Annotated in this window: 24 protein-coding genes and 2 pseudogenes; 16 read left to right on the top strand and 10 right to left on the bottom strand. The window is 44.0% G+C overall.

The window, feature by feature from the left end; genetic code table 11:
* Nucleotides 1-21 precede the first annotated feature (21 nt).
* From phnM to NSQ44_RS18925, 8 genes and pseudogenes are all read right to left on the bottom strand, one after another.
* Nucleotides 22-1,200, bottom strand: coding sequence for a phosphonate metabolism protein PhnM (gene phnM, locus NSQ44_RS02110; RefSeq protein WP_066248156.1), 1,179 nt, complete (start codon nt 1,198-1,200; stop codon nt 22-24).
* A 36-nt stretch (nt 1,201-1,236) separates the two neighbouring features.
* Nucleotides 1,237-2,082: an ATP-binding cassette domain-containing protein gene (locus NSQ44_RS02105; RefSeq protein WP_063387914.1), complete on the bottom strand. Its 846-nt coding sequence runs from the start codon at nt 2,080-2,082 to the stop codon at nt 1,237-1,239.
* Nucleotides 2,075-2,938 (bottom strand): alpha-D-ribose 1-methylphosphonate 5-phosphate C-P-lyase PhnJ, encoded by an 864-nt coding sequence (locus tag NSQ44_RS02100; RefSeq protein ID WP_063387915.1) that lies wholly within the window; start codon nt 2,936-2,938, stop codon nt 2,075-2,077. Before NSQ44_RS02100 ends, NSQ44_RS02105 begins: the two co-directional genes overlap by 8 nt.
* Nucleotides 2,939-2,953: 15 nt before the next feature.
* Nucleotides 2,954-4,060 carry a carbon-phosphorus lyase complex subunit PhnI gene (locus NSQ44_RS02095; protein WP_340854656.1) on the bottom strand — a complete coding sequence of 369 codons (1,107 nt, stop codon included), beginning with the start codon at nt 4,058-4,060 and terminating at the stop codon, nt 2,954-2,956.
* Entirely contained in the window at nt 4,060-4,659 is a 600-nt protein-coding gene (gene phnH, locus NSQ44_RS02090; protein ID WP_340854654.1) for a phosphonate C-P lyase system protein PhnH, read from the bottom strand. The genes NSQ44_RS02095 and phnH overlap by 1 nt, the downstream gene beginning before the upstream one ends.
* Before the next feature lie 16 nt (nt 4,660-4,675).
* A complete protein-coding gene (gene phnG / locus NSQ44_RS02085) occupies nt 4,676-5,098 on the bottom strand; it encodes a phosphonate C-P lyase system protein PhnG (RefSeq protein WP_063387918.1) in 423 nt (140 codons plus the stop codon).
* Nucleotides 5,099-6,021: 923 nt separating this feature from the next.
* Nucleotides 6,022-6,723, bottom strand: a complete 702-nt coding sequence (locus tag NSQ44_RS02080; protein ID WP_063387607.1) for a GntR family transcriptional regulator — start codon at nt 6,721-6,723, stop codon at nt 6,022-6,024.
* A 213-nt stretch (nt 6,724-6,936) separates the two neighbouring features.
* A pseudogene (locus NSQ44_RS18925) lies at nt 6,937-7,032 on the bottom strand (ArsR family transcriptional regulator); the annotation flags it as partial.
* A 460-nt stretch (nt 7,033-7,492) separates the two neighbouring features.
* Here NSQ44_RS18925 and NSQ44_RS02070 point away from each other — a divergent pair.
* From NSQ44_RS02070 to hypF, 16 genes are all read left to right on the top strand, one after another.
* On the top strand, nt 7,493-8,020 hold the full coding sequence (locus tag NSQ44_RS02070) for a DUF1641 domain-containing protein (protein WP_340854651.1): 528 nt from the start codon (nt 7,493-7,495) through the stop codon (nt 8,018-8,020).
* Nucleotides 8,013-8,369 (top strand): hydrogenase maturation nickel metallochaperone HypA, encoded by a 357-nt coding sequence (hypA, locus tag NSQ44_RS02065; protein WP_063387609.1) that lies wholly within the window; start codon nt 8,013-8,015, stop codon nt 8,367-8,369. The genes NSQ44_RS02070 and hypA overlap by 8 nt, the downstream gene beginning before the upstream one ends.
* On the top strand, nt 8,362-9,057 hold the full coding sequence (gene hypB / locus NSQ44_RS02060) for a hydrogenase nickel incorporation protein HypB (protein ID WP_063387610.1): 696 nt from the start codon (nt 8,362-8,364) through the stop codon (nt 9,055-9,057). Before hypA ends, hypB begins: the two co-directional genes overlap by 8 nt.
* Before the next feature lie 230 nt (nt 9,058-9,287).
* A complete protein-coding gene (locus NSQ44_RS02055; RefSeq protein ID WP_117017259.1) occupies nt 9,288-10,259 on the top strand; it encodes a hydrogenase in 972 nt (323 codons plus the stop codon).
* A 497-nt stretch (nt 10,260-10,756) separates the two neighbouring features.
* Nucleotides 10,757-12,391, top strand: coding sequence for a nickel-dependent hydrogenase large subunit (locus tag NSQ44_RS02050; RefSeq protein WP_340854650.1), 1,635 nt, complete (start codon nt 10,757-10,759; stop codon nt 12,389-12,391).
* Nucleotides 12,392-12,541: 150 nt separating this feature from the next.
* Nucleotides 12,542-13,012 (top strand): hydrogenase maturation protease, encoded by a 471-nt coding sequence (locus NSQ44_RS02045; RefSeq protein WP_063387612.1) that lies wholly within the window; start codon nt 12,542-12,544, stop codon nt 13,010-13,012.
* Nucleotides 13,002-13,304: a hydrogenase maturation protease gene (locus NSQ44_RS02040; RefSeq protein ID WP_340854649.1), complete on the top strand. Its 303-nt coding sequence runs from the start codon at nt 13,002-13,004 to the stop codon at nt 13,302-13,304. Before NSQ44_RS02045 ends, NSQ44_RS02040 begins: the two co-directional genes overlap by 11 nt.
* A gap of 213 nt (nt 13,305-13,517) precedes the next feature.
* Complete coding sequence (locus tag NSQ44_RS02035) at nt 13,518-14,741, top strand: tetratricopeptide repeat protein (protein WP_340854647.1); 1,224 nt, start codon at nt 13,518-13,520, stop codon at nt 14,739-14,741.
* Between the two features lie 26 nt (nt 14,742-14,767).
* Nucleotides 14,768-15,145, top strand: coding sequence for a hypothetical protein (locus NSQ44_RS02030; protein WP_063387614.1), 378 nt, complete (start codon nt 14,768-14,770; stop codon nt 15,143-15,145).
* Nucleotides 15,146-15,147: 2 nt separating this feature from the next.
* Nucleotides 15,148-15,999, top strand: coding sequence for a NifU family protein (locus NSQ44_RS02025; protein WP_066248146.1), 852 nt, complete (start codon nt 15,148-15,150; stop codon nt 15,997-15,999).
* Nucleotides 15,981-17,081, top strand: a complete 1,101-nt coding sequence (locus NSQ44_RS02020) for an NHL repeat-containing protein (RefSeq protein ID WP_063387616.1) — start codon at nt 15,981-15,983, stop codon at nt 17,079-17,081. The genes NSQ44_RS02025 and NSQ44_RS02020 overlap by 19 nt, the downstream gene beginning before the upstream one ends.
* A 127-nt stretch (nt 17,082-17,208) precedes the next feature.
* Nucleotides 17,209-17,490, top strand: coding sequence for a HypC/HybG/HupF family hydrogenase formation chaperone (locus tag NSQ44_RS02015; RefSeq protein WP_063387617.1), 282 nt, complete (start codon nt 17,209-17,211; stop codon nt 17,488-17,490).
* A 131-nt stretch (nt 17,491-17,621) separates the two neighbouring features.
* Nucleotides 17,622-18,743 (top strand): hydrogenase formation protein HypD, encoded by a 1,122-nt coding sequence (hypD, locus tag NSQ44_RS02010; protein ID WP_340854646.1) that lies wholly within the window; start codon nt 17,622-17,624, stop codon nt 18,741-18,743.
* A 170-nt stretch (nt 18,744-18,913) separates the two neighbouring features.
* Nucleotides 18,914-19,948, top strand: a complete 1,035-nt coding sequence (gene hypE, locus NSQ44_RS02005) for a hydrogenase expression/formation protein HypE (protein WP_066248144.1) — start codon at nt 18,914-18,916, stop codon at nt 19,946-19,948.
* Nucleotides 19,949-20,000: 52 nt separating this feature from the next.
* The gene (locus NSQ44_RS02000) at nt 20,001-20,255 is read left to right on the top strand and encodes a Uxx-star family glutaredoxin-like (seleno)protein (RefSeq protein WP_063387619.1); all 255 of its coding nucleotides are present in this window, start codon (nt 20,001-20,003) and stop codon (nt 20,253-20,255) included.
* Nucleotides 20,256-20,515: 260 nt separating this feature from the next.
* Nucleotides 20,516-22,777: a carbamoyltransferase HypF gene (gene hypF, locus NSQ44_RS01995; protein ID WP_340854644.1), complete on the top strand. Its 2,262-nt coding sequence runs from the start codon at nt 20,516-20,518 to the stop codon at nt 22,775-22,777.
* Between the two features lie 367 nt (nt 22,778-23,144).
* On the opposite strand, the pseudogene NSQ44_RS01990 reads toward hypF, so the two are convergent.
* Nucleotides 23,145-23,309 (bottom strand): annotated as a pseudogene (locus NSQ44_RS01990) (aldehyde dehydrogenase family protein); the annotation flags it as partial.
* A 974-nt stretch (nt 23,310-24,283) separates the two neighbouring features.
* The gene (locus NSQ44_RS01985; protein ID WP_198318584.1) at nt 24,284-25,606 is read right to left on the bottom strand and encodes an MFS transporter; all 1,323 of its coding nucleotides are present in this window, start codon (nt 25,604-25,606) and stop codon (nt 24,284-24,286) included.
* Nucleotides 25,607-25,659: the final 53 nt, after the last annotated feature.

Below are 25,659 nucleotides of genomic sequence, written 5' to 3'. Positions count from 1 at the left end.
GAAACTCCCTTTCCATCATCTTTAAATTCTATAATTGGTTTTCAAAATTAAACGGCCGTCCACAAAACAAGACGTGATAACCGGAAAATCTAAGTCTATTTTTTCGATGATGACTATATCCGCTTTTTTTCCTTCCTTAATTGATCCAATTTGATCATCCAGCTTGACAGCTTTGGCCGGGTTAATCGTCACAAGCTTAAACATTTCGACTAGGTCGATATCGCTTTTTTCGCTCATTTTAAAAACAGCATGAAGCAACGATGGAGGATAATAGTCACTACATAAAATATCGATACACCCGTGTTGAATGGCTTCTTGTGCAGATAAATTTCCGCTGTGGGACCCTCCCAAAAGAACGTTCGGAGCCCCGGCTACCGTCAGCATTCCCTTCTTTTTCGCATTTTTAGCAATTTCCAAGGTGATTGGAAATTCACTGATCGAAGCCCCAAAGCTTTGCACAAGCTCAAGTTTTTCCAACGTGTCATCGTCATGAGAAGCGATAGCAATACCTTTTTGTTGTGCCAGCGTTGCAATTTCCTTTATTCCCTCAAGTGTTAATTTTTCCTTATGCTGATGTTTTGTAATGACTCTATCAATCTCTTCATCACTGAGCTCTTGGTAGCCTTTTATCGTTTTTCTGTAAATTTCTAAATCTCTATATTGTCCTTGACCAGGGGTATGATCCATAAACGAAATTAAGTGCACCTTGCTCTCAGCAATGTACGATTTTAAGTTTTCAACTTCTTCGATGCTGTCAATTTCAAACCGTGCATGGAACCGATGTCGTATTAAATGCTTTGTATGATGAGTTTGGTGGATCATTTCAATAAATTTCCGGACATTTTCCGGCTCACGGATCGGTTTATGTGAAAATTCCGAGCTTTTATAAATAGAAAGTGAATGAAACATTGTTGTAATCCCATGGGTGATTAATTCTTTTTCCGCTTCGCGAAGACTTAAATGAAAATTCATTAACGATGTCGGTCTTGGTGCTGCCATATGTTCAATATAGTCAGAATGAAGATCGATAAACCCAGGAGAGACATATCCGCCCGCCGCATCGATTACTTCCATTCCTTCCTTCCAAGCGATTTTCCCTTTGCCATCAATTTTGCTAATTTTATCTCCTTCAATAAGAAGATCGTAACCATCGAGAATGGTTTCTTCCGTTATAATTCTTCCGTTTGTTATGAGATACACGTTTTTTCCTCCATTCTCACAAGTCCAAAAAATTGATCATAATAATGAATGGACGAGCTGCTGTGTATAAGGATGCTGTGGATCTTCCAAAATTTGATCGGTCAACCCTTGCTCGATAATTTTTCCTTCCAGCATGACGAACGTTCTGTCTGCAAGCATTCTGATAACGCCTAAATCATGGGAAACAACGATCATGCTTATCTTCAGTTCCCTCTGTAAATTCCGTATCAAATCTAAAACATTTGCTTGAACGGACAAATCAAGACCGGTCGTTACTTCATCGAGAAGAAGAATCGGCGGATTATTCGACAATGCTTTGGCGATTTGAACTCTTTGCTGCATGCCCCCCGAAAATTTTTGGGGCTCCTCCTTCATCCTAAATAACGGAATGTTGACCTCCTCAAGCAGCACTTGTCCTCTTAACACCATCTGTCCAACATTCCTGTTCCCTGCCGCAATTAATTTTTCAGCAATATTGCCGATGGAGGAAAAGTTCATGCGCAAGCCGAGAAGCGGATTTTGGTAAACTTTTCCCATCAGATGGTTGCGAATGTACCGTTTTTGTTGGGAGGACTCGTTTAATACGTTTTTTTTTCCATCATGATAAAATCGGATATACACTTCACCGCTTGTGGCCTCTTGATCAAAATATAGCTGTCTCATTAATGTTGATTTACCGCTGCCGCTTTCACCTACAATGCCTAATACTTCACCGGGATAGAGATCAAACGAAATATCACGGCAAGCATATACCGTACCGCAGACAGGGCAAAAGTTTTTCACCAAAACGGCGGAATCCGCCTTTCCGCATTGGCTGCATCCAGGTCCGAATTGTTTGTTTAACTTTTTGACCGATAATACTGGATTGCTTAAATCATCCATGTTGAACACCTCTTGATTCTGATTGCTCATTTAATCTTGATAAACAATAGCTTGTATCATTGCATTGGTAATAGGTTTCACCTGTTTCCTCATTAAACAATTCATCCAAATATACTCCCGTAGCGCCGCACAGTCTGCAATGTTTATCTTCAAAGCTCTCCACTTCAAACGGATAATCGTCAAACGCAAGTGAAACGACTTTCGTGTATGGTGGTACAGCGTATATCTTCTTTTCACGACCGGCTCCAAGCAAAATTAATGCCTTTGAATAGTGCATTTTCGGATTATCAAACCTTGGTATAGGACTCGGCGCCATGACATACCGATTTTCCACCATCACAGGATGATCAAAATCCGAAGCCATATGCCCGTATTTCATGATTTGTTCAAAAAGCATCAGCCATGCGCCGCTGTATTCTTTCTCCGCATGAAGCCTTTTCGTATTATATTCGCTCGGTTCATAATCGCGCAGCGGTTCAGGCAGTGGTACTTGTAATACAAGTATCTGGCCTTCTGTAAGAGGAATTTCTGGAATTCGATGTCTTGATTGAATGATCGTTGCTTCTTGCGTCTCCTCCGTCGTTTTAATGCCCGCCGTTTTCATCACCAATTTTTTAATGTTTACCGCATTAACGGATTCATCAGAGCCTTGGTCGATTACTTTTAAAACATCATCTTTGCCAATGAGAGAAAGGGTTAATTGCAGTCCACCTGTTCCCCAGCCGCGTGCAATCGGCATTTCTCTTGATGCAAATGGAACTTGATAGCCCGGAATGGCAATTGCTTTTAATGTGGCTCTTCGAATTTCCCGTTTGGAACCTTCATCGAAAAAAGCAAAATTATAATGGATTTGCATGAATTCCTCTCCTTTTTACATTTCTTGCTTGCTTTTTGATTTGCGTACAATATCAAGCTTCGATTGGAAAGTGACATAGTGAGGCAGCTTCAAATGTGAAATAAACCCGGTGGATTCAACCGAATCAATATGATAAAGGACAAATTCCTCGTCTCCTGTCGGATAGTCCCTATTTCCTTTCTCCAAACTATTGTCTAAAATCCCCATTGCGATTGCTTTCGTTTCGTTTTGACCAAAGCAAAGACCATATCCGATTTCAAACTTAATTTCCTTTTTTCCGTCCCCGACCTCAACTGTTTCCGGAATTAACATTTCGACTTCGGTTGCTTTAATTTCCCCAATATAATAAGCATCGTCTTCTCCATTAAATGAATGAAAAGGGCTATCGATGTAAACCGGCAAATAGCCGACACGCAGTTCACCTACTGTTGGATGAAGACTTCCATATCCGCGAATGACGGCATAAGCTAATGAAGTCACCGCCCCTGTCTGGCCTCTCGTTAAAACTTGGAGACGCTGACTGCGGGTGGAAGGAAACGTCAAGCTTTTTCTCGTTACATCATCAGGCTCTGTATTATCCATTACACACTCCGAGAACAAACCTTCTTTTCTTAAGTAATCACTTACTTTTGGCAGTTTGCCAAAATGTTTTTCATCCACTTCATCGAGCGTTTCCTTCTCATAGGCTGAAAGCCAATTTACTGCATCTTCATCTGTTTCCTCCATGAGGTCAAAGTCGAGCAAACGATGAGTGTAGTCAGTTGTAGCTCCTAAAACTTGGCCGCCTGGTATATCTTTAAAACTAGCTGAAATTCTTCTTTCGATACTCATATCCTTTGTATTAACTATTTGCGAATAATGCTTGCGCGGTAAAGTGGATCGATATGCACGAAGCAGAAAAACCGCTTCTTCAAGATTGCCTTCAGCATGTTTGATCGCTAGCGCCGCAAGGGTTTCGTCATATAGACTGCTCTCTGACATCACCTGATCAATCAATCCCCGCAGGCCAGCTTCAATTCTGCCAATGTCAAGAACAACTCCTTTTTTTAACCGCTCATATTTCAGCCGTTTAATCGACTCCTCAATGGCAATTGTTCCGCCTTTCACTGCCACATAACCCATCAAAGCTTCCTCCCTTCTGATAAAATTTGCGTCGTCCTTGGCAGACATAAGAGATGATGATTTTTGTCCACAAAAATTAAATCAACCCCCATTGGAAATTCAGCGTTTTGTTGCTGTCGAACTTCCATCCAATTCCCATTTACTGAAACATTTACATAATTTGCTTCTTCAATGCCCGGACCTGTTAATTTGAAATCGCACCCATCCGTAACAGCATCTGCCTCAACAATAATGGTTGCTGAATCATGGGGATCGATGAGACTGCCGGTTTTTACTCGCTGTAATATTTGCCCAAGTTCATCTTCAGCTTTGTCATAAAGTACAAAAACGAAATCAGCGCGTTCTGCCGCATCAGCTTTTGCATAGGTTAGTTGGTTTATCCAGCGAGTTGTCTCTTCTTCCTTCTCGGAAACTACCTTAAAGGTCACTTCAGTATCTAGAAGCATTGCAGCCAGAACAAGTGTCAAGGGAAAACAGCCAGCCTCAAGATCTACTTTGGCCGCTTCATCTTTTAAATTTGTTATCAATCCAGGCCTAGACATGGAATCAACAACTTTTCGATATGCACGTTGAATATCGTGAATAAAATCTAATTTCATTCAACCTCTGCTCCTTTTAAACATCCATCGTTTCAAAATTTACTTTTGTCTTCAAAATTTTCATGAAGGAGTTCTTTCTTTGCTCATGAATTGCTGCTTCCTCCTTCAACAAAACTTCATTCCATCGTTCCGTTTCTGGCAATTGTGCATTGTAAGCTGCATCGACCACAGCCAAATGGTATGCTAATTCCGGCTCATGTCCTTTTAATATGCCGATGCCGATATACCCGCTAATTTCCACTTTACATTCTGTTACAAAAACTTCTCCTAAGTAGAACAAACTGTTCTTTGCCGTTTCCCGAACTTTTACCATTACTAAACCGTTGTTCGGCTTTTCAATCGTTTTTACCTCATACTTAGCTAAAATTTGTTGTGCCAATGTGGCGGCAACGTTCTTATTTCCGTTGATTAAAATTTCTGTTCTTCGCCTTCTTTCCATTTCCGCCCCTCCATCATGATTTTTTGCTTCCGTTGATTTAAGCATATCTTGTTGCCAAGTGGAAAAAATTTAAAAAAAAGTAAATTCTATTAATTTTTTGCAAACGCATTTTTAAGAAAATGTTAATGAGCAATCGAGTAGGAGGGAGCGATTAACTCCCGTCCTCTCACACCACCGTACGTACGGTTCCGTATACGGCGGTTCAATTAAGATGATTGACGCAAGTCTTTATAACTTCCGTGAATAGCTGTTCTCTTTATGCCAGTGGTCACTCCACCCTCCAAGAGGTCTCCCACGGGATTCACCGCTTCCTTCCTCAAGTGAGGTACTACGTTTTCTGTGTTCATCATGACTCACTGAATGCCAAGGGCTATTCTCTCTTAATTGTTCGGTCCTTCTTAGTAGTTCTAAACCAACTAATACTATGACTTCTGCTGACTTCTGACTGTTCAGCTATCTATCACTAGATAGGTTACCAAGGTTACTTGGCGTGCCAGCCAGACCTCCCCGGGTAAGTACATGCACTTTCACACCATCTATCCGCCTCATTTACTCGATATGACCTTCGACAGAAAGAGCTTTGTTTTGTTTGGCAAACTCACCCAGTGATACCTAGCCTCATATGAAGTTCGTGTTCCGAGAGACCTTAAAGTTTGCCGCTCGCTTCCTTCAGATTCCGCGTCACCACGGACACCCTTTCGTTGAGCTAACCTCTACTTCTGCCTTCGCAGCTTGGGACTTTCACCCTATAGATTACACCCATGCCGGGCGCACCAAAAAAAAGAGAGATTCCTTGAATGAATCTCTCTGCTGCTTTCAATCCAAAATCGAAAGCATATAAAAACAAGCAGAGAAAAACGCATGTTTTCCTCTACTTGTTGGATTTTAGGGACTTATCGGACATACCCGAAAGCAAAAGTTTTTTATATAACAAAGTTAAAGCAATCACTTCGATAAAAAATTTCTGTATGTTCAAGCACCGTTCCGGTTTTTTTATCGATACATCCTGTCTCCAACACTAAAAGCGGAATTAAGCTCGTGCATTCAAGAATTTCCCATAAAAATTTAGTCGGAAATAAAACCTTTAACACGCTTGACTTCGATTCAAATTCAGTGAATCCTTTCTTTTGATAATAATCAAACATGGACGTGATTTCCTTGCCGTACAAATCAATATCATCAAATACGGATTTCGCCACGTAGGAAATATGCAAGGCAATTGGTCGATTATTGACAATGCGCAGCCTGCCTATTTTAAATACTCGATCCGTTTCCTCAGCACCGAGAGAATGAAAGATTGCTTTATTATAGCCGATTTCTTCGCAGAAAATGTTTTTCGATCGGAAATGGTGCCCAAGTCTAATCATTTTCCTGCTGAAGCTTTCATCCCCGGAAAGAACAAGCGGAATCTGCATTTGCCGATCTTTTACATAGCTGCCCTTTCCTTGTCTTGAATAAATATATCCCATCTCCTGAAGCCTTTCGTATACTTTGCGGATTGTCATTCGCGGAACGTTAAAATAGTCAGCAAGCTCATTTTCGGATGGTAATTTATCATTGGCTTCATACCTGCCAGAATGAATATCTGATATGATTTTATCAATGATCTCCATTTCTTCTGCCATCTGCATTCTACCCCGCTTTGAAATTGACCTGCTATTTTTTCACACGGCAGCTCAAAAACTGCGCTTTGAAAAATATTTTTTGCTACACTTTCTATTGGTTACATTCAGTATAGTTTAAGTAACTAGAACTGTCCAAGCCCATTTTATAGTCTATATAGGATCCATCTGCTAATTTGCTTTAGATGCTGATAAATAAAGTTTTGCTGCATTATATTAATCTAATTTGCGAAGATGCTTGCTAATCGACGGCTGACTTATGTCAAACACTTCAAGTAGCTTGCAAACGCAATGTGTAAAACCCTCCTGGAAAGCATTAAGAACGTTTCAATCGAGTTGAAATACGTTCCTTCCATCCATGTTCCATAAAATTCCTTTCTGTTTCTTGTGTAGAGCCGGATCAGTTTTGGAAAATATGAATCAAAAAATACTAAAATTTTCAAGCTCTTTGCTAAACCTATTCTAGTTAACCCTTATCGGTAAAGGTATTGATCAGTTTTCATCATTTTATTCCACAACTTACCACTATTCTTGAAACAACTTTACTTGATAGTTTTTTATTTCGTTCACCTCTTTGCATATTTTCATATCCAGTATAGTCAACGAATGATTCTATTAGCAAAGAATCAAAAACTTGAAATAGTTTTTATAAAATATGGTGTTAAAATATTCTAAATTGTTGTATTATTATTTTAACAGCTAGCAAAAAAAGACAACAATGTTTCCAAAATGACGCACTTTTTTCTGTAAAAACCAAGAAGGAGGAATCGAAATGGGGGAGTCCGGGAAAGGAGCGGTTATGGAGACGTCCATTGATCACTTGTTGGTTGAAAAGCTTTCAGATCCGCGAACGATGGAGCAGCTAATCCACTTGCTTGATAAGCTGGAGAATGTAACGTTCCTTTTGGATATGCTGGAAAATTTTCTTCGCCGCGGACCGGAATTTGCTGATTCGATCAATGAACTTGTCGTTCTTTTGCGACAAAGCATATCTAGACCAGAATATGTTACGCGTTTTGAGAATGCTTTAACCGCGTTGCATAAAATGCAAGAATTCCTCGATTCTCCGCAAGTTCAAGAGCTGATCAAGTCCGATGTTTTAGACGTGCGCTCGGTGCAAGTAATTGGAAAGGTGTCGCGTTCATTGTATCAAGCCTCTAAAGAAGCAGCGGAAACGGGAACGAAACGTGTGGGAATTATTGGTCTGATGCGGACATTAAGCGATCCGGAAGTACAGCCTGCACTTAATTTCGTCCTTAATTTTGCACGAAACTTATCGAAGGAGATCAGCGATGCATGAGTTGTCTATTGCCCAAAGCTTAGTTGAATTGGCGGCAGAAGCGGCGGAAAATTCGGGAATAAAGAAAGTTAAAGCGCTGTTTTTAAAGCTTGGAGTATTATCAGGTGTCGTAAAAGAAGCCTTAGAATTTTCTTTTGATGTGGTTGTTCAGGGAACTTCTTTGGAAGGGGCTAAACTCATTATTGAAGATGTCCCCGTGACCATTTTCTGTCCCAACTGCCAAGAAGAACGGATTTTGCCTGAACCGCTTCCTATGCGCTGTCCTACGTGCGGCACAAAAACTGGCCAAGTCCTTGCGGGACGAGAGATGGAATTGTACGCTTTGGAAGGTGGAGAAGAAAATGCATGATTTGACCTTAAATCCTCGAATTGTTGAAATTCGCCAGAATGTTTTGAAGAAAAATGATCTCCTTGCTAGAGAATTAAGAAAACGGTTTCAAAATGTGGGCGTTTATGTCGTCAATCTCGTTTCCAGTCCTGGAGCGGGAAAAACGACGCTGCTTACAGAAGTGCTTACCCGCCTTGGCAAACGCTATCGAACAGCCGCTTTAGTTGGTGATTTAGCAACTGAAAACGACGCGGACCGCTTGCGGCAAAGCGGAGCAAAAGTACGCCAAATTACGACTGGCACAGTTTGCCATCTGGAAGCGGAAATGATTGAGCGAACGTTGCAAGATTGGGAGTTGGAAACATTTGATTTTCTTTTTATCGAAAATGTTGGAAATCTCGTCTGTCCCGCAAGTTATGACTTGGGAGAAAACCAGCGTGTAGTTCTTTTTTCCGTGACAGAGGGCGAGGATAAACCGGTAAAATATCCGACTATTGTCAACAGTGCTGATACGGCGATTATCACAAAAATTGATTTAGCGGAAGCGGTAGATTTTCAGCGAAAACGATTTTATGAAGCATTGAATGAGGTGCGCCCAGGCATTCGCATTCACGAAGTTTCTGCTCGCACAGGAGAAGGAATTGACGAATGGATTTCACAACTGGAAGCGGATAAATCAGCATTTATTCATTCGTCCGGCTCTCTATAAGCAAAATTTTAGATGAATAGAACGCTGCGAAAGACTATGATTTTGAGTTGTTTGGTTGAAATAGAAAACGATTTGAATCAAGCCGACAAGTCGCCAAACACCAGTGAGACATCTAAACAGGAGAGCGTCTATACGAAGATGTATTTTAAAATATCAGAACCTTCTGACTTAAATCACTCAAGGTATTGAAATTGAAAAATCTTGCCCAAAACTTTTTGGAGGTGGAGAAAATGGTGAATCTCCTTTGGATGCACGGCGGTGCGTGCAATGGAAACACTCAATCATTTTTAAATGCGGAAGAGCCAACGGTCATTGATTTAGTAACCGATTTTGGCATTAACATTTTGTATCACCATTCTTTGTCGATGGAGTTCGGTGAGCAAGTTCGCCGCCTTTATGAGCAAATTCTCAATGACGAAATCCCGCTGGATATCTTGGTGGTAGAAGGGACAATTATTCAGGGACCTGACGGTACAGGGCACTATGATATGCTTATGGACCGTCCGAAAAAAAACTGGATTTGGGATTTCGCCCATAAAGCGCAATACGTTGTCGCAATCGGTGATTGTGCGTGCTGGGGTGGAATTCCGGCGACAAAACCGAATCCGTCTGAATCGATTGGTCTTCAATATATGAAAGAAGAACGCGGGGGATTTCTTGGTACACAGTTCCGTTCGAAAGGTGGACTCCCAGTCATTAACATTCCTGGTTGTCCGGCTCATCCCGACTGGGTGACGCAAATTCTTGTAGCCATTGCTACTGGCCGTTTGGAAGATGTTGTTTTAGACGATCTTCAACGTCCGCAAACGTTCTTTAAAACGTTTACCCAAACGGGCTGTACGCGTGTGCAGTATTTCGAGTGGAAAGAGCCGGTGGAAGAGTTCGGACAAGGTACGCGAAAAGGATGTCTCTTTTATGAGCAAGGCTGTCGAGGTCCAATGACTCATTCGCCATGCAACCGCATTCTTTGGAACCGTCAATCTTCCAAAACTCGGGCAGGAATGCCTTGTATTGGTTGTACGGAGCCTCAGTTCCCGTTCTTTGACCTAGCACCTGGAACAGTATTTAAAACGCAAAAAGTTCTCGGCTCAATTCCAAAAGAAGTACCACAAGGCACCGATCCGCTCAGCTACTCTGTGAATGCGGCATTGGCACGTGCTGTGGCGCCGAAATGGGCGAAAGAAGATATGTTTGTTCCGTGATATTAACGAAATTCGGATTTTTGTCATCAAGATGAAGTGGAATCAGATATGAGTGAAGCACCAATAAACCGTTTGTGATCTTACTTAACGGAAAAAGTGACATCTCTACAAAGACGTGAAGCTTGTTCCGTGATCATTAACGAAAATCACGACTTTTGTCATCAGCATCTAGTGGGAACCGGATATGAGCGAAGCACCAATAAGCCGTTTGTGATCTTACTTAACGGAAAAAGTGACATCTCCACAAAGACGTGAAGCTTGTTCCGTGATCATTAACGAAAATCACGACTTTTGTCATCAGCATCTAGTGGGAACCGGATATGAGTGAAGCACCAATAAGCCGTTTGTTGATGTTGCTTAACGGAAAAAGTGACCGTCTCGTCTACACAAAGGCATGAAGAAAGTTATTTTGTACGTTTGAAATCGACGATTTCCATTTACTGTGATTCAGATATCTTTTAATGGAAACCATTTTAGAAACGAGGTGCCTAAAGAACATGAAAAAGCAAGAGGCTATTGTAAAAACAAACAAACTGGAAATTAAAGTACATTCCCTCGGTCGTGTAGAAGGAGATTTGGATGTAAAAGTAGCCATTGATGATGGCGTTGTTGTAGATGCTTGGACGGAAGCAACGATGTTCCGCGGTTTCGAGATGATTTTAAAAGGAAAAGATCCGCAGGCCGGTTTGATTGTTACTCCTCGGATCTGCGGCATTTGCGGCGGCAGCCATCTCACGAAAGCAGTTTATGCGCTCGATACGGCCTGGGGCACGGAAGTACCGCCGAATGCTACGCTCATCCGCAATATTGCTCAAGCGGCGGAAACGATTCAAAGCATTCCTCGTTGGTTTTATGCTCTGTTTGCGATTGGCTTAACGCATCAAAATTACGCTTCTTCTAAGTTGTACGATGAAGTGGTTCGCCGTTGGGCTCCTTTTGAGGGAGAGCATTATGAGATTGGCGTCACTGTTTCAGCTAAGCCGGTGGAAATTTACGCGATCTTTGGCGGACAATGGCCGCATTCCAGCTTCATGGTTCCGGGAGGCGTTGTCAGCTCGCCGACATTGTCCGATATTACTCGCTCTATCTCGATTTTGGAATATTATCGGGAAAACTGGCTGGAGAAAGTTCTTCTTGGTTGTTCCGCTGAACGCTGGCTGGAAAACAAGACTTGGAACGATGTTCTTGCATGGCTGGATGAGAAGCCGGAGCATCGCAATTCTGATCTTGGCTTATTCATTCGCTATAGCATGGAAATCGGATTGGACAAATACGGAGCGGGGCCGGGGCGCTATTTAGCCACTGGAAGCTTTTTTAACCCGCAGCAATACCGCTATCCGACGATTGAAGGACGCAACGCAGCGCTGATTTCCCGTTCGGGAATATTTGATGGGGAAAATTTCCATGATTTTGATCAAGCACGGATACGCGAGGATCATACCCATTCTTTCTATCGCGGCAGCGGTTCTTACCACCCATTTGAAGGAGTAACCGATCCGGTGGATCCAATCGAAGGGCAAAAAGAAGGAAAATATACGTTTGCTAAAGCACCGCGGTATGATATTCCAGGCATCGGAGAAACTCCTCTAGAGGTAGGTCCGTTGGCCCGCCAAGTAATGGCTGGCCGCTCTGGTGCTGAGGAGTGGCAAGATTATGATCCTCTCTTTTTGAACTTGATTAAAGAAATCGGGCCAAGTTCAATGGTGCGTGTGTTGGCTCGCCTTCACGAAGCCGCGAAATATTATTTGCGCATGAAGAAGTGGTTGAAGCAAATCGATTTAAACGAAAAATTTTACATCAAGCCGAAAGAATTGCCTGAAGGACGCGGATTCGGAGCGACGGAAGCAGCCCGCGGCGCTTTGGCTGACTGGATTCAAATTAAAGATGGAAAAATTGAAAATTATCAAGTCGTCACTCCGACAGCATGGAACATTGGACCGCGTGATCGTCACGGTCAGCGCGGACCTATCGAAACAGCGATGATCGGCGTACCTATTAAGAATCCTGAAGATCCGGTCGAATTGGCTCATATTGCCCAAAGCTATGATTCATGCCTTGTTTGCACCGTTCATGCTTATGATGCCAAGTCGCATAAAGAGTTAGCCAAATATAAAGTGATAAATATATGCTGATATCTCTAATATGCAACTTTAAGTGACGTGTTTTTCTGCAGTGCAAGCATATCAGCAGACGTTTCATATACAACTGTAAAACTAATAGTCGAGTAAAACAGACAAAGAATGGTAATGGGAACGGTACGCCTGCAGAAGGAGGAATTTTGTATGAACGTTATGATTATTGGATGTGGCAATTTGCTGCGAAGTGATGATGGGGCGGGACCCATGTTGATCCGCAAATTGTGGGAACATGGGGTCCCACCGGGAGTCCGTTTGGCTGATGGCGGAACTGCTGGCATGGATGTAGCTTTTCAAATCGGGGATGCAGAGGAACTGATTCTAGTAGATGCCTGTAAATCAGGAGATGAACCGGGCACGATTTTTGAAATTCCAGGTGAAGAGGTGGAAACTCCTCCGCTAAAAGATGTTAATCTTCACGATTTCCGCTGGGATCATGCGATTGCCTTAGGCCGGTGGCTTTTAAAAAGCCGCTTCCCGAAGAAAGTGACCGTTTTCCTGATCGAAGCCGAAAACATATCGTACGGATTTGGATTGTCTCGAACGGTGGACAATGCCTTAGATCGTTTAGCGGATGAGCTGCTTCAGCGCTTAGGAGGGAAAAAAAGTGAAGCTTGAACTGACACCAACTGGCTATCTTCATATTCCCGCCGAAGAAACGGTGCGGTTTCCTATAGGAACAGCCATCGTTTTAATACGTGACGAAGAACTGTGGGTGATGCCGGTAAGTCATTTGGGAGCGGGCGGATTACTGTTAAAACTGCGCAATTCTCGTGGAGATCGAAGCATGTTTGTCCAAGAAATTTTGCCCGAAGGTGTGCAGCCGGGAATTCGTGACGCTGTATGGGATGAACAATATGGAGCGCTTCGCATACCACTTTTTTGTTCCTGTGCGATGTCGGAGAAGTAAAAGTATATAAGCCGCTTCATCCCTTGACTTGAATGGTCATGATGAAGAAAAAGTTTTGGACCTGGCCGACAGGACGATAAGATGATATCCATACTAAATGAAACGAGAGTGAGTAATTGCACAAAAATCGTTAGTACGTTAGAACATGCCGATCTTAGTTATTTAGAGGTTTCGTTGTCTTTCCAATTACAGTTTTTAAAAGGGGGAATAACAGTGCTCAAGCCACAGCCAATCGGTGTTTTTCCTGGAGCGGCAGGTTTTTTTCTTCTACCACCTGTTCCAAATGCAGATCAATTCATATCCCTTCTTCTCCGCGGACATTTTCCTGATCGTTGGCCGGAGAACTGGCGTTTTTTCGCTGCGGCGATTGAGGGAAAAAGTGAAGACGAGGTGCTAACATTATTGCCGGAAGGACCGGAAGCTGCTTATAACCGTTTTATTTTGGATCCACAAACATATACATACACTTTAGCCAAAGAAGTGCTCCCAGACGATTTCTCCTTGCTTTTGGATGCAGCGGCGTGGCGCCTGAAACTGTTTGAAACTCCCCCACCGCTTGGCGATGCGTCAGGAGAAATACGGGCGTTTTTATTGGCGACTCAAGCGTACGACGCGTTTCAACGAAAAGATTGGCCGACTGGGCTTTCGCTTCTTTCCAAAGCCGCCGCTACAGTAGAAAACGTGTCACCTGTTTTTTCCGCTCGCCTTTACGCGGAATATGCGGCGACAAAACAAATGCTTGGTGATTGCGGGAAGGAGACAGTAGAAGGATACCGGAAAGCCCTCTCTCTTTTAGAAACGTCTTCCTTTCAAGAAGCCAGGGCTGAACTGTGGTTTCAATTAGGCACAGTACATCAAACTGGCGCCGATGGACGGAAAGGTTCTCTTCTAGAAGCAGTCAGATGTTATCATGAAGCACTAAAAGTATATCGGAAAGACACTTATCCAGAAGAGTATGCTACCGTTCATATGAATCTTGCTTTAGCGTATTTAGCCATTCCGTCTTTAGACCGCAGCGCCTATTTGCGCACAGCGACAGCGATCCAGTCATTAAGAGAGTCTTTACGCATTTTTAAAAAAGATAAACACCCTGAGCTTTGGGCAAGCGCCACGGTCAATCTAGCCAATGCGCTGCAACATGTAAAATCCTCTCATCTTGAAGATAACCTTTGGGAAGCAGTAGCTCTTTATGAAGATGTGCTCGAAGTACGCCGCTCTAAAGGCGATCCAATAGCATATGCCCGCGTTTTAGCTAATCAAGGGAATGCGTTGGCACATCTAGGTGCGTTTTCCCGAGCGGTACCTCGGTTGGAAGAGGCCAGTCAATTGTTTCGTAAATATGGAGAGCATGAGGCAGCGAGTGCCATCGAAGACGTATTAGCGGAAATTGCCCTTAAGCGGAAGCAAGCAGCAGTCAATGAAAAAATGGAACAGTAAAATGTGCGAAAGAGAGGAAGGATTGCATGAATCCCCACGAACAGCAATATTTTAATCTTTTGTTGGGTATGGCGGTTGACCGCTTTTGTGAACGTATCATCCAGCGCAATGAAGGAGCTCAAAAAGCTCTGGAACGGCTTCGCGCAAATCCTCAAAGTGAGGGAATTTGGCTGAACGAATTTGTGGACGCTTTCTTTCGCGATGCCCTTCTTGATAATCCAGCGGGCTCTTGCCTCATTTTGCAGGCTTTAGCCAATCATCGCGTCAATGATTTTACTAACATTGTTGACCGTAATACGGTTGAAGAAATGCTGCAGGAGATGGCCAAACAAACATTTGCCGCTTTATTATATCGGAAAACCGAAGAAGCTCTGGAGCAAACATTGGCTTTTGGAGGTGAGTGATCATGAAAGTTCAGCAGGAAGAGGATTTTCAAGCTTTGGCTGGACGGGTGGATCGCGTGCTGGACTCAATAAAGGGTCTGCCAGAAGACGCCCGGATGAAAGCAATGGAATTGAAAAAAGCCATTGAAGCCTTTCACGAACATGCTCTTAGAAAGCTCGTTCGCACGTTTCGTGAAACGGAGGCGGGAAAAGAATTGCTGCTGAAAGCTGCAGAAGACCCTTCTATTTATGCGATGTTTTTGATGCACGGAATCATTAAACAAGATTTATTTACCCGTACCGCCGCCGCGTTAGAAGAAGTGCGTCCTTATATGCGTTCCCACGGAGGTGGCGTGGAGCTAGTTAAAGTGGAAGGAAATACAGTTTATGTCCGCCTTCAAGGAGCTTGTTCCGGTTGCTCGCTATCCGCTATGACGTTGAAAAATGGGATTGAGGAAGCAATTAAAGCCCGCGTTCCAGAAATTGAACATGTTGTCATGGTCGAAGAGGAAGTGACCTCCGGCTACATGCCATTTCACGCTATGAATGATACTGGAAATTTAGAACAAAACGGATGGGTGCAAGGTCCATCCGCTTCGGAACTGGAAGAAGGGAGTCCTGTTCGCTTTTCGCATGAGGAGCTCGATGTTTTGCTGGTTCGCTTAGAAGGAAAAGTAATGGCATTTCGCAATCAATGCCCTCATATGGGGATGTCTCTTGACGGAGGACTGGTGGACAACTCTATTATTACTTGTCCATGGCACGGCTTCCGTTTTGATTTATCCACCGGGGAATGCATGACGGCACCTCACGTTCAGCTAGAACCATTTCCAGTTCGGGTAGAGGATGAAAAAATATGGATACGATTAAGTTAACCGCATATCCCGAACGGTGGTTAGGGGGACCGGCCCCAGGCGGTCTTGTGCTGCCCCCTGCCCATCCAAACAGGATTCATCTTTATGCACCAAGGGGAGTGTATGTAGACGATGATATTGTAGTGGCGGCCGACAGCGGCAACCATCGCGTACTCATTTGGTACAGCTGGCCAGAAAATGATCATGCGCCAGCTGACATCGTGTTAGGTCAGCCTGATTTTGAAACAGAAGGACCAAAGCTGTTTCATCTCCCAACTGGTGTTGCGGTCATTGAAGGAAAGCTATTTGTCGCAGATGCTTGGCACCATCGTCTGCTCATTTGGGAAACATTGCCGAAAATAAATAACCAGCCTCCCGATTATGTCTTGGGACAAGAGGATCTGTCAGGGACATCCCCGAATCGAGGAGGAAAAGTTAGTCCGACTGGATTTTATTGGCCATATAATTTTGCATACATTGATGAATGGTTTTATGTAGCGGATACGGGGAATCGCCGAGTTTTAGGATGGAAAGGTTTACCGGAAGATGGGCGTGTTCCTGATGTCATTCTTGGTCAACCGAATGGTTATGTAAACAGTGAGAATAGGGGAAAAGGCGTAGGAACGGATACGTATCGCTGGCCTCACGCTCTTGCCGGCGACGGAAATACGTTATACGTTGCCGATGCGGGCAATCACCGCATTCTTGGTTATACGCCGCCTCCAGAGACGGACCGCCCAGCTGAGTTAGTTCTCGGTCAACAAGATTTTACTCAGTCATTTGAACTTCCCCATGTACCGCAAGGACCCCGGCGCTTCCGCTTTCCTTACGGGATCGCACAATACGACAATTTGCTAGCGGTGGCTGACACGGCAAACAACCGCATCCTTCTTTTTACTGAGTCGCCGCGAAAAGGAGCGTATCATCCTGCTTCGTATGTTATTGGCCAAGCAGATTTCGAAGGAATGGGAGAAAATCGCTGGAAAGCCGTAACAAGGGATTCACTTTGCTGGCCGTACGGGATTTGGTGTCATCAAAATCGTCTGGCAATTGCTGATTCAGGAAATAACCGCGTCATCATTTGGCGCCTTGAATTTACATGATTGTTCTAAAGAATCTCTAACAAAAGTTTCAGTGTTTTAGTGTTCGCATAAACTTCTAGTTTTCTTTACGGACAATAAAATATCTAAATTTTCACATTTATTGCAAATCGGGGGGAGCGATTCATCCATGTGTTTAGCTATTCCAGGCCAAATTGTAGAAATGTTAGATGGTGACCGCCATTATGCTGTGGTGAATGTCTGCGGTGTGCGCCGCAAAATTAACATTGACTTATTAAAAAATGAACATCTCCTTCTTGGAGATTGGGTGCTTATTCATGTGGGATTTGCGATGAGCAAAATCAGTGAAGAACAAGCAAATGAACAATTGAATTTGCTAAGCATGTTAAATGAATCGGATGAAGCGATCGAGGAAGTACAAGGTTACCAATTTGATAACGAAAAAGTTTAAACATGTTAATACACAGCGCTGGAGACTTAAGGCAACAAAAGGCATATGATTGGTCAATCAAAACCCGTTCCGAAAAAGACGATATGCATGCAGGCGGTCGTTGTTGATCTAATTTTAGGAGGTGCAGTTTAATGACGACGATGAAATATGTTGACGAGTTTCGCAATCCGGAATTAATCCGCAAAATATCGGAAGAAATCCACCGTCTCGTCGATCCAGATTATCACTATCGTTTTATGGAGGTTTGCGGAGGACATACCTTTTCGATTTTTCGATTTGGATTGCAGAATCTGCTGCCTGAAAACATTGAGCTTGTCCATGGACCGGGATGCCCTGTCTGTATTCTTCCAATGGGACGTATGGACAATGGACTTTCGATTGCCAAGCAGCAGAACGTCATTTTTACCGCATTCGGTGATGTAATGCGCGTTCCCGGGAAACATGGAACGCCTCTCGAACTAAAAGCTAAAGGGGCTGATATACGTATGGTGTACTCCCCTTTAGATGCTTTAAACATAGCGATGAAGAATCCTGACCGGCAAGTTGTGCTGTTCGCGATTGGCTTTGAAACTACCGCCCCATCAACAGCATTGACGCTCATGCGCGCACGTGAATTGGATGTGCCCAATTTCTCTGTATTTTCCAATCACGTCCTAATTATACCGGCAATGCAGGCAATATTGGATTCTCCGGATATGCGCATTGATGGGTTTATCGGACCTGGTCATGTTTCATCTGTAATCGGCGCCCGTCCTTATGAAAGCATCGCAAAAAAATACCAAAAACCGATAATTATCTCCGGTTTTGAACCGCTCGATTTACTGCAATCGATCCTCATGCTTGTAAAACAAATGCGCGAGGGGCGGTTTGAAGTAGAAAATCAATATAGCCGCGTCGTTCCTTACGAAGGAAATATGTCTGCACTTGATGTAATGAAAGAAGTGTTTGAAGTTCGCTCTCTTTTTGAATGGAGGGGACTTGGGGCTATTCAGCAGTCTGCGCTCAAATTGCGGCCTGAATTCGCCAAGTGGGATGCGGAAGTTCGTTTCCAAGTCGAGGGAGCTCGTGTGAGTGATCCGCAAATGGCACCTTGCGGACAAGTATTAAAAGGTATATTGAAACCGCATCAATGCCAACTGTTTGGCAAAGAATGCACTCCGGAACATCCTGTGGGAGCTCTTATGGTGTCGTCAGAAGGGGCATGCGCCGCCTATTATCATTACGTTCATTTGCAAGAAGCAGTGGGTGAATAAAAAGGAGGAAATTATATAGATTGGTTTTCCCTGTTAGGTGAAATACAATGCGTTTCGAATTCGGGCAGTGGCAGGGTTCATCAGCTTACTTTCAGACGTTATATGATTTGGGAGACTCTCACTGAACTTCTTAATTAATCGTTGCATCAGGAAGAAAGGAAGGAACAAGCATGAAGACAGCCAAAGTGAATTTTACTGATTCTTATATCGAATTGGCTCATGGCGCTGGCGGGAAAGCAAGCAGAAGACTGATCGAAGGACTGTTGGTTCCCTATATGATGGGAGACAAACCAGCAGAATTAAATGATGCGGCATATGTTGAGGCAAATGGGAGCCGATTGGCGTTTACTGCAGACAGCTTTGTTGTCAATCCACTCGTCTTCCCAGGGGGATCTATCGGCGAACTTGCCGTCAACGGGACTATAAACGACTTGGCGATGGGGGGAGCAAAGCCGTTGGCTTTGGTGACAACACTTATTATCGAAGCGGGATTGGCAACGTCGGAGTTGGAACGGGAGGTGGCGGCTATCGCCAAGGCAGCTCAACGTGTCGGAGTGCCTGTGGTCGGGGGAGATACGAAAGTAGTGGAGCACGGAAAAGCGGACGGTCTGTACATCACGACAGCCGGTATCGGCCTTACCGATCCGCGCGTTTCTCTTTCGTCCAGAAACGTTCAACCGGGTGATCATGTCATTTTGTCTGGTGCAATTGGTGATCATGGGATTACCGTTCTCTTGGCTAGAGGGGAGTTGGATTTAGAAGCTGACCTTACTTCCGATACTCGGGCGGTTTGGCCGTTCGTATCGGCACTTATTGAGGCGGCGGCGCCGGGGCTTAGATGGCTGCGCGATCCAACCCGAGGCGGTGTAGCTACGGCATTAAACGAATTGGCAAGAGACGCTCAAGTAGCTGTTATACTCGATGAAGAGGCAATTCCAGTTCGCCCGGCAGTGCGCGGTGCCTGCGAAATTTTAGGATTGGATCCCCTTCATATTGCCAATGAAGGGCAGTTTCTTGCCGTCATTTCGCCTGAATATGCCGATATCGCATTAAAAACACTTAAAAGCATGCCGGGCGGGGAGAATGCGAAGTGCATTGGTGAAATACAAGCAGAGCCAAAAAAAGCAGTTTTAGCACGTTCTCAATATGGAGGTACACGCTTGATCGATATGCTGATTGGCGATCCGTTGCCTCGCATCTGTTAATCAATCATGAAAATGCTTAATAATAAATCATCTCTTTGGAGGATGAGAAATAATGCTGGAGCTTTATGGTGCGAAAGGATGTCCTTACACGAAGGAATTGCGGGAAAGTTTATTATGGGACGGAAAAGAATTTGTCGAGTATGATGTCGAAGAAGACAAAGCGGCATTAAAGCAGCTTGTTGTTTTGACGGGAGGAGGTACTGTTCCAGTCTTAGTAGAAGACGGGCAGGTCATTCAAATAGGAGTTTCCGGCCGCGGATGCATGGTTGCATTGCCGTCCGCAAAAGAGGAGAAGCCGTTATCTTAAACGGGCGCCCCCTCTTCTCTTTAGGGAAGATACGTGCAAAATAAACGGATACATCTCTAGGAAAGTGGAATATGTCGGCATGAAAGGTTCTGTTATGTATACGCCTTCAGTTCAGAATGCGAGAATAAAGCTAAATGCCAGCGCATTAAGTTCAACGGACAATGTTTTCTTATTCAAAGTTCGGACGGTCCACTGAGCTCTATTTATCTGTTTGAAAGCTCCAAAATCTCCCGTTTTATAACGAAAGCAGGTGATTCATCATGAAAATAGCGCAGCGTATTCTAATATATGGTGTTGTGCAAGGGGTCGGTTTTCGTCCTTTTGTCTTTCGTAAAGCAAAGCGGTGGAAGCTCAGCGGATGGGTGCGCAATGGAGAAAGCGGCGTGGAGATTCATGTGGAAGGGGACGCAGATGCCATTCAACAATTTGTTCAAGACATTACAGATCGATACCCTTCCTCAGCTAAAATAACCAATTTGGAAATTAAAGATGCGCCTTTACAAGAAGCAGCTGATTTCGAAATTTTGGCCAGCACGCTCCATAATCGGCCGACAGTGCAAATTCCTGCTGATCTTGCGGTTTGTCCGAAATGCTTGTCAGAATTGTTTGATCCAGTGAACCGCCGATTCCTTTATCCATACATCAATTGCACGGATTGCGGTCCACGATATACGGTCATTGAGCGGCTGCCGTATGACCGGCCTTATACGACAATGCATATGTGGTCTATGTGTCCGGCTTGTTCAGCGGAATATTATGATCCGGCGGATCGACGGTTTCATGCGCAGCCAACTGCTTGCCCCGATTGCGGTCCTCATTATCATGTGCAGGGACAGGATGGAGAAATACATGGTGATGAAAAAGCGATCAAAAAAACGGCCGAGCTCCTTCGTTCTGGGCGCATCGTTGCGATCAAGGGGCTTGGCGGCTATCTTTTGGCGTGTGATGCTGAAAACGAAGAAGCGGTATGGGAGCTTAGAAGGCGGAAACGACGCGGGGAAAAGCCGTTTGCCTTAATGGTAAAAGATCTCGAGACAGCAAGGGCGTTTATCGATATATGTGCGGAAGAAGAAAATCTCCTTACATCTTCCGCCCGACCCATCGTGTTGGCACGGGCTCGCCGATTGCTGCCGGGAGTAGCTCCTGATAATTCCGATTTAGGAGTAATGCTTCCATACACCCCTCTCCATCATTTGCTGTTTCATTTCGACGCACCAGAAGTGCTTGTAATGACAAGTGCTAACCGTTCCAGTGAACCGATCATCTATGATGATGAAGAAGCGATCAAGGCACTTGAAGGCATTGCGGACGCATGGCTTATTGGGGAGCGCCCTATTGCCCGCCGCGTCGATGATTCCGTCGTTCGCGTCAGCCCATTTGGCCCTACTGTACTTCGGCGGGCGCGGGGGTATGCGCCGCTTCCTGCTGCCCAATTGCCCAGTGATCGGCCTGTACTTGCGGTTGGAGCTGACCTAAAAAATACCATTACATTAGTGGTCAACGGACAGGCGATCATGAGCCAACATTTAGGAGATTTAATGAAATACGAAGCATATATGTCATTTGAGCAAACGGTCCATGATCTTTTGTCGATGTATGATGTTCGATTGCAAGAAACGATTGTGGCGTACGATCTTCATCCCGACTACCAATCTACCGCCTTTGCCCACAATCTAGAAGCTTATCAACATATTGGCATCCAGCACCACCGCGCTCATGTGGCGTCCGTGCTGGCGGAGCGAAATGCATTGGACAAACGGGTGATCGGAGTGACGTTTGATGGAACAGGTTTTGGCGACGATGGAGCGATCTGGGGCGGCGAGCTGATTGTCGGAAGCGCTGCGGAAGGTCTAAAACGGCGCGGACATCTTCGTTACGCCATGCTTCCTGGCGGAGATGCGGCGGCACGCATGCCGCTTCAAGCGCTGGCTGGTTTCTTTGTGGATGATCCGAAATGGGCAATAAATGTCGGCAAGCAGCTTTCGTTTCCTGAACGATTTTTCACGGCAGTGAAGATGGTAGAGAAACAATTGCGCACCTTTCCAACAACGTCCGTCGGCCGTTTGTTTGATGCAGCAGCGGCCCTTTTAGGATTTACCGGTCCTATCTCATTTGAAGGACAGGCAGCCATTTGGCTGGAGCATTTAGCACGTACAGCTCCATTAGAGAAGGTATATTCTTTCCCGTGGAATGGAAAAGAGCTAGACTACCGTCCTTTTTTAAAGGAAATGGCAGAAGACCGCCTAAAAGGAAAAGATGCAGCGGTGATTGCTCGCGCATTTCATCGAAGCGTCGCAGAAGGCATATTTAGAAGTGTTCGTTCCTTAGGAGCGGCTTATGAAATTGACACTGTTGTGTTGTCCGGCGGCGTATTTCAAAATTCGCTTTTGTTAGCTGATTTGAAAGAGTTATTTTTTGAAAGCGATATGCATATCTGGGTCGGTGAAGAAGTTCCGCCTAACGACGGCGGCATTAGTCTCGGGCAGGCAGCGCTTGCAGCTGCAGCGCATTCGAATTTATGAGTCGTTATTGCTTCAAAAGCTGTAAATATTGGTCTATCACTTGCTATGTTTTAATTGTTGTACATTCATTTTTTCCATTCAATGTATTGTAGACCGCTGACTCGAATTCGAGGAAGCCCAAGTATGACCCCACAACAATTTATGTTTCATTCTTCGCATCGTCTATTAAAAATTTTTTACAAGACATCTTTCGGCGACTGCACTTAAAGAAGGAAAATTCCTTTTCCGTCCAATTTGTAAAAATGAATAAAAAAGCAGATTCATCAAGGGCTGCTATGCCAAAAATGCAGGAAAGCTGCTCAGGCTGCTGCTCTAAACGGATGAATCTGCTTCTTATCTATTTATCTTCCTTTTGCATTAGACCCGTTTAAACACCCATCGAAATATACTTAACTTCTAAATATTCGTCTATTCCATGGTGTCCCCCTTCTCGACCTATTCCGCTCTCTTTCACGCCTCCAAATGGCGCTTGGGCGACAGCAGGAATCGAATCGTTCAAACCGACGATGCCAAATTCCAATGCTTCCGAAACTCTAACGGACCGAGAACAGACTCAATAGAAGGTCTTCCGTTATCCGGGCAATACAAATCCTTAACCTTTTCAGTGATATATGTATTGATCTATTTTTCGTAAAAGGTGATCTTCCGGTACAAGTTCCTCAATACAACAAATTTATATTCATTTTAACTCTCTTTATTTGTAGTTCATATGGTTATTATCCTCCTAACTAATATTATAATAAATTAACACGGTAAACTGATAAAGATTATAAATAAATCGAGTAGGAGGGAGCGATTAACTCCCGTCCTCTCACACCACCGTACGTACGGTTCCGTATACGGCGGTTCAATTAAGATAATTGACGCAAGTCTTTATAACTTCCGTGAATAGCTGTTCTCTTTATGCCAGTGGTCACTCCACCCTCCAAGAGGTCTCCCACGGGATTCACCGCTTCCTCCCTCAAGTGAGGTACTACGTTTTCTGTGTTCATCATGACTCACTGAATGCCAAGGGCTATTCTCTCTTAATTGTTCGGTCCTTCTTAGTTGTTCTAGACCAACTAATACTATGACCTCTGCTGACTTCTGACGGTTCAGCTACTTATCACTAAGTAGGTTATGAAGCGTACTTCACATATCCGCCAGACCTCCCCGGGTAAGTACATGCACTTTCACACCATCTATCCGCCTCATTTACTCGATATGACCTTCGACAGAAAGAGCTTTGTTTTGTTTTGCAAACTCACTCAATCATACCTAGCCTTATATGAGGTTCGTGTTCCTCGGACCGGTGTTTTGCCTCCAGCTTCCTTCAGATTCCGCGTCACCACGGACACCCTTGCTCTTGGCTAACCTCTACTTCTGTCTTCGGGGTTCGGGACTTACACCCTATAGTTCATATACATGCCGGGCGCACAAATAATGGCTGTCGAAGTTTCTCGACAGCCTGAGGATAAGGAATTTTCTCCCTTGTCCTTTTCCTCTTCAAGCAGTGCCAGACATCACTTATACTGCTTGTTTTTGGATGTCAGCTCTAGGTTTTTCTCGTTTGACAAGTAACATAAAGAAAGCAAACACAAGTAAGCCGCTTAAGAAATACAACCCGGCACTTGTTCCTCCCGTCAAATCTTTCAATGCTCCTACTGCATATGGACCGATAAAACCGCCAAGATTGCCAATTGAATTTACTACAGCTATCCCAACAGCTGCTTGTGCTGGATTAAGCATTGTTGTAGGCAGCGCCCAAAAAGGACCTTTATAACAATACATGCCTGTAAGTGATAAAGTGATGAATAACATGCCCAATACAGGTTGGAGTGTTACTCCAGCGCCTATCAATGTTATTGCCCCTACCAAGAGCGGCAAGGCAGCATGAAGCCATCTTTCTCCTTTGCGGTCAGAGCGGACTGACCACCAGTTCATGGCAATAGTAGCAACAATATAAGGAATGGTAGCAATTAGACCAATTTGTGTATTAGATAAAGACGCTGACATTCCATCAATAATCTGCGGCATCCAGTAACTGACACCAAGAGTACCGGCAATATAAACAAAATAAATAATGGCAAAGTACCACACTTTTGCATCACGAAGAGCTTCTATATGTCCGCTATGCTTTGCAGAACCCTTTTTGCCATCTGCTTCTTTTACTCTTTCCTTTTCCAATTCAGCAATTAGCCAATTCTTTTCTTCTTCGGTGAGCCATTTTGCATCCTCTGGTTTATCCGCTAAATAAAATAGGGTCACGATCCCAAAAATCACAGCCGGAGCACCTTCAATTAAAAACATCCAGCGCCAGCCTTCAACATTGAACCAATGAATGTTGTCCATAATCCATGTCGAAAGTGGAGCACCGATAATATATGATACAGGAATCGCACTCATTAACATGGCAATGGTTTTTGCGTGATCTTTTGCCCTAAACCAATATGTTAAGTACAAAACAATTCCCGGGAAAAAGCCAGCTTCTGCAACACCGAGCAAAAATCTAATAATGTAAAGATGACTTGCTTCCTGTACAAACCCAGTCGCCATCGATATAATTCCCCATGTAATGAGGATTCGCGCAATCCAGACACGGGCGCCAAACTTCTCCATCAAAATATTACTTGGTACTTCAAAAAGAAAATAGCCGATAAAGAATATACCAGTTGCCAGACCGAAAACCTGGCTGGTCAAACCAAGGGCATCATTCATCTCCAAAGCGGCATAACCAATGTTAGCCCGGTCCAAATACGAAATAATATAAAGGAAAAATACAAATGGAATAATCCTCCTTGTTACTTTTCGCACTGTTTGCTTTTCCAAAGATACTGCGTCATTCATCATACCCACTCCCCCTAAATTTAAAATGAATATAGAAAAAACTGTATAGATTGAAT

Origin of the sequence: Aeribacillus sp. FSL M8-0254 (genome assembly GCF_038008845.1) — a bacterium.
In the GTDB taxonomy this organism is placed as follows: domain Bacteria; phylum Bacillota; class Bacilli; order Bacillales; family Aeribacillaceae; genus Aeribacillus; species Aeribacillus composti.
The sequence above is the reverse complement of the archived record's forward strand: the minus strand, read 5'-3'. Positions and strand labels throughout refer to the sequence as shown.